This window comes from Peribacillus sp. YIM B13481 (genome assembly GCF_042787985.1).
In the GTDB taxonomy this organism is placed as follows: domain Bacteria; phylum Bacillota; class Bacilli; order Bacillales; family DSM-1321; genus Peribacillus; species Peribacillus simplex_A.
This window is the reverse complement of record NZ_JBHZPE010000107.1, coordinates 1-4,762: the sequence shown is the minus strand read 5'-3', so window position 1 is coordinate 4,762 and position 4,762 is coordinate 1. Positions and strand designations below refer to the sequence as shown.

Annotated in this window: 6 protein-coding genes; 3 read left to right on the top strand and 3 right to left on the bottom strand. The window is 33.3% G+C overall.

Going from position 1 to position 4,762, the window contains the following annotated elements:
- Positions 1-194 precede the first annotated feature (194 nt).
- Positions 195-1,076, bottom strand: a complete 882-nt coding sequence (locus ACFX4X_RS25175) for a LysR family transcriptional regulator (RefSeq protein WP_377387573.1) — start codon at positions 1,074-1,076, stop codon at positions 195-197.
- A 118-nt stretch (positions 1,077-1,194) separates the two neighbouring features.
- On the opposite strand from ACFX4X_RS25175, the gene aroA reads away from it, so the two are divergent.
- On the top strand, positions 1,195-2,538 hold the full coding sequence (aroA, locus tag ACFX4X_RS25170; protein WP_377387570.1) for a 3-phosphoshikimate 1-carboxyvinyltransferase: 1,344 nt from the start codon (positions 1,195-1,197) through the stop codon (positions 2,536-2,538).
- Positions 2,539-3,089: 551 nt separating this feature from the next.
- Here the strand turns inward: aroA and ACFX4X_RS25165 are convergent.
- A complete protein-coding gene (locus ACFX4X_RS25165; protein WP_061463519.1) occupies positions 3,090-3,272 on the bottom strand; it encodes a hypothetical protein in 183 nt (60 codons plus the stop codon).
- A gap of 139 nt (positions 3,273-3,411) precedes the next feature.
- Positions 3,412-3,510, bottom strand: a complete 99-nt coding sequence (locus tag ACFX4X_RS25160) for an FbpB family small basic protein (protein ID WP_125163469.1) — start codon at positions 3,508-3,510, stop codon at positions 3,412-3,414.
- 281 nt (positions 3,511-3,791) lie between these two features.
- On the opposite strand from ACFX4X_RS25160, the gene ACFX4X_RS25155 reads away from it, so the two are divergent.
- Both ACFX4X_RS25155 and ACFX4X_RS25150 read left to right on the top strand, forming a co-directional pair.
- Complete coding sequence (locus ACFX4X_RS25155) at positions 3,792-4,244, top strand: hypothetical protein (protein ID WP_061463520.1); 453 nt, start codon at positions 3,792-3,794, stop codon at positions 4,242-4,244.
- A gap of 13 nt (positions 4,245-4,257) precedes the next feature.
- Complete coding sequence (locus tag ACFX4X_RS25150) at positions 4,258-4,557, top strand: DUF2653 family protein (RefSeq protein ID WP_377387566.1); 300 nt, start codon at positions 4,258-4,260, stop codon at positions 4,555-4,557.
- The last annotated feature ends 205 nt before the right edge of the window (positions 4,558-4,762 follow it).

Here is a 4,762-nt window from a genome sequence, read left to right as displayed (position 1 = left end):
ACTTGGCTACTTAAGTCCGGTGGCTTATCGAAACTTAGCCCTTAAAAAAGTTGTTTGATTTAGTGTTGACATACCAACTCCCTAAAACGTTCGTTTTAGGGAGTTCTAGTGTTTTACTAACGGCAAGAGTTGAAGAAGGATGAATAAGGGAAATCCAAAAACTATAGTTTGCCTTTCCTTTCCAGTATTTTATTTTAATCGCTATTGGTTAAATGTTTAAAAAACTGATCTGCTGCGACTGATAATGGAATATCTTTTTTAGTTACTAATCCAATCTTCCTCTTTTCTAGTTTTACATTTAAATGAACTTCAAATAATTCACCTTCTGATAACTCCTTCGAAACCAATTCCTTAGTGACAAATGCAATCCCCATTCCAATTTTTGCACATTCAATTAGCAATTCTACACTTCCTACTTCAATGTCAGGCTGTACACTAAGCCCTTGTTTTTGAAATAACTGATTAAGGAATCTTCTTGAACTACTTGTTTCCGAAAAAGAGATAATAGGATAATTTAGCATCTCTTCTAGAGAAATAGTTTTATTAGCCAAATCTTTATATTTCTTTCCTACTATAAAGGTGCTGTTAATGCTTAAGAATTCCGTTAGTTGTATTTGACTTTGATTAATTGGCATGTGAATGATGCCAATATCAATAAGTCCGTTTGTTAATTTGTCTAAAATTTTGGGTGTTGACCCATGTTGAAGTTTGATCTGTATTTTTGGAAAAATGTCTTGAAATGTCTGTACATAAGGTAGCAAATAATGTTTGCATGTTGAATCACTACCTCCGATTGTGACATGACCACTTTCTAAATTTTTCAACTCGGAAATCTTGCGTTCTGCATTATCAATTAATCCAAAAGCTTGCTGAATATAATCAAATAACGTTTTTCCCTCATTTGTTATTATTACTCCCTTTGAAGTTCTAAGAAATAATTGTACTCCTAGTCTTTCTTCTAATTGTTTAATTGAATGACTAACGCTTGGTTGTGTAATATATAACTTTTTTGCGGCTTTACTGAAGTTTTTTTCCATTGCCGTTACATAAAACACACGATATAAGTCCAAATTCATGATATAGATACCACCTATAACTGTTATTGATTATATTAATTTTATTTATGTCCGGACCTTAATTATAATAAAGATACAGAAGATAATAAACATGTAGGTCATAAGGAGTGATTTGAAGTTGGAAATACATGAATTTGACGTAAAAGCCCGTAGCCCTTGGACACCATTAACAGGTGTAAAAACAATTGTTGTTTCACCAAGTGAAAAAAGGATAAACGGTTCGGTTACGATTCCTGGAAGTAAAAGTTTAACAAATAGAGCTTTAATTATGGGTGCTTTAGCTAATGGAAAGTCAAAGGTTACAGGAATTTTAAAAAGCGATGATTCGTATTGGTGTATAGATTCTTTAAAAAAATTAGGAATAAAAATAGATATTCAAGATGAGACAGCTTACATTGAAGGAAAGGGTGGAAAATGGGATTCAGGTAGTTTGTACATTGGGGCAGCAGGTACGATTGCAAGGTTTTTACCTGGAGCTTTAGCATTATCAAGTAAAGGGACATGGGAGATAGAGGCAAGCGCAAGTATGAGTAAAAGACCCATTTCTCCTTTAATAGATGCTTTAAAAGAACTTGGTGCCGATATAGAATATTTGAATAATAAAGGTTACTATCCGTTGTCAATAAAAGGTAAAGAATTAGCTGGAGGTAATGTTAGCCTTTCGGGTAAGATTTCTAGCCAATTTATTAGTGGTTTACTGATTCCGTCACCTTATACTAAAAAGTCTATCACAGTAAATATTAAGGATTACATTGTTCAACACTCCTATGTGTTTTTAACTCTACAATTAATGGAAAAATTCGGTGCGAATGTTGAATATGATAATAACCTAAAAAAAATAGTAGTTCACCCTTCGCATTACACTCCACAAGATATAGAGTTAGAAGCAGATGCTTCTACGGCATGTTACTTTCTAGCTCTTGCAGCACTGACAAATGGTAAAATTCGAATCGATAATCTAACCTATGAAACAAAACAGCCAGATATAAAAATGGTAGATGTTCTTGAACAAATGGGATGTAAGGTAACAAAGGGCTCGTCTTTTATTGAGTTAGAAGGGGTTTCCCAATTAAAAGGTGGATTTGAAATTTCTATGAGGGAGATGTCAGATCAGACTTTAACATTAGCAGCAATAGCTCCATTTGCAGATAGAGCAATAACCATAAAGGATGTTGAACATATACGTCATCATGAATCAGATCGAATTAGTGTAATATGTGAATCTTTAACTCAATTAGGTATTAGAGTGGAGGAATTTAAAGATGGATTAAAAGTGTTTCCAGGTAACCCAAAACCAACTTTGTTAAATACTCATGATGATCATAGAGTTGCTATGTCATTAGCACTTATTGGTTCAAAAGTTGAAGGGATTCAAATAAATGATCCAGGATGTGTTTCTAAAACTTGTCCCCAGTATTTTAGGTTGTTGGAGAGCTTAGGCTTGAATATACGTCAACTTTAAATGTTGCTTAAAGTGATTAACAAAGGGTAGTTTAAATCCTTATTGAACTAATTATTCTTTAGTTTAACAAGAAACAAAAAGGCGATTTTTCTTCTTAGGAAAAATCGTCTTTTTAATTCCAAAAAATGTGATAGAGTGGGTTTTACGTCAAAATGTTGGTAGTACCCCATCGCCATCAAGCTAACAACATAAATTAATAGAGCCAAATAATATTGATTCAAAACTACCCAGTACTGGGAAATTAGGCATGTCAAAGAAACCTTGAAAAAAGCGATATTTTTTGCTAGGCAGCTTGTCTATCCTTCACCGTTTTTTCATATACAACTCCAAGAATATCCAAGACAGTCATCTTCTGTTGATTTAATGTGAAGAGCGATTAATGGAATCTCATCATAAAACATACATAGATGGAGGGAGATGAATTAAATAAAAAGAGAGTAAATCATCTTTTTTATTTGTTTGTCCTGAGAGAAAGTATTGATCATAGATAGGGGGTTCTGACGTAAAAGTGTTAAAATGTTGAAACAGCACCCCTGAACGGGTGCTGTGAATTAAACTAGTTCATCGTTCTGTTTTTTTAGGAACTTGTTTTCCAACTCTAATTGCTTCATTCGTCGTTGTAATCCTAAATTCTCTAAGTCTTTTTCTAACTCAGATGATAAATCAGTTCGTTCTTTAGCATTCTCCATTTGTTCTCTAGTAGTTGCAAACCTCTTTTGTTCTTTTGAATTCATATTAACAGCCCCTTTCCCGTGACTTTCTAGGTTCGATATAGCAGGTGGGAAATCCTGCAAAAAACACATTTACCTAGGAATGCAACCGCATTACCACAAAAAAAAACATCCGTTTAGATAGGATGTTTTTATTCTACTCTTATTTCGTTTTCATCTTTATAGTCTGCCCCTGTCGAGCTTCAATTTTTTCCATGACCTTTTTATCTCCTAATATTTTATGTCTGTTTTCATTGACCAGGCTTTGAAAAGGAGGGGTAACTTTCTCGTAATGGCACTTCTTTCTTACTGTTTAGTTTAGTACGTAAACAAGTATCATTATAACGTTTAATTGAAAATCTTTTTACTTTTCTTAATCATTTATATTCACCCTAAAATTCACCTTAAATTTACATTAAAAATAGATGAAAATAGTAGAAATCTATAAATTAAGTGGTATAGTAACATCAAAATAAGCCTTCTAGGAAAGAAACTTTATTAAAAATTGGCTATATTAGATTAATAAAGACAGGAGTAATTGTAATGAAAAAATTGACCTTAATTTTTGTATTAATATTTGCAATAGCTTTACCAAATGTTGCTCAGGCAAAAGGATTTAGTGGTCATAGTTCTTTCAGTCACAGTTCTTCGTTCAGTTCTCATTCAAGTAGGGGCACATATTCAAGTGGAACTTATCATTCTGGATATAAGTCCCCATCAAGCAACGTTACAAGAACGCCATTACGTTCTAACTCTCACACGACTTATAACCAGACCCCACCTTCACGAACAAAAAGTATACTGACTCATGCTGCAGCGTTTGGAACGGGGGCACTTTTAGGCCATATGCTTCATCCATTTGGAGGAAATTATAATGGTGCATATGGAAGTAATGCTTCAAATGGATTTTCCTTTTTGGGAATTCTTGTGGATATACTTTTGATTTTAGTCATCATCTGGGTAATTAAAAACATCTTTACAAGAAGAAGATATTAAGGAGAAATTTAAGATGAAAGTACTATTTAATGAACAAGATCTTGTGGATAGTATTTGTATTTATATTGCGGTAAAAGAAAGCATCGAACCTCAACAGGTAGAAGTAGATTTGGAGTTTCACCCTTCTCTTGGGCTTGCTGCTTCTACTTTAGTATTAGGACGTGCCACACGATTGTATGAACAAGACATCATTGATGCTGTTGCAGTATACTTACAGGACTATCATCAGTTCGTTGCTGATCATTTACAAGTTAATTTATCCTTTTCTGAAAAGGATGGATTTACTGCATCTATCCAAGTATTAAATAATTAGTAATTAGTTTCGACAAGAAACTTCCGGACATTTGTGTACAGGAATTAATAGGTTCTCTCATTATAATTTTGATTCATTATAAAAAGACATATATAAATGTAAAATAAAAAGAAGCCTTAATCTTTATATGAACTGTGCCCCATTTTACGGACAGTAGAAAAAAGTGCCTAAGCAGCTAATAAATGGTCCCGGTATTGTACCGGGG

What these genes read in the sequence shown, in the direction of transcription:
- ACFX4X_RS25165 (WP_061463519.1), bottom strand. Translation starts at nt 3,272, where the DNA reads ATGAATTCAAAAGAACAAAAGAGGTTTGCAACTACTAGAGAACAAATG.
- ACFX4X_RS25150 (WP_377387566.1), top strand. Translation starts at nt 4,258, where the DNA reads ATGAAAGTACTATTTAATGAACAAGATCTTGTGGATAGTATTTGTATT.
- ACFX4X_RS25155 (WP_061463520.1), top strand. Translation starts at nt 3,792, where the DNA reads ATGAAAAAATTGACCTTAATTTTTGTATTAATATTTGCAATAGCTTTA.
- ACFX4X_RS25175 (WP_377387573.1), bottom strand. Translation starts at nt 1,076, where the DNA reads ATGAATTTGGACTTATATCGTGTGTTTTATGTAACGGCAATGGAAAAA.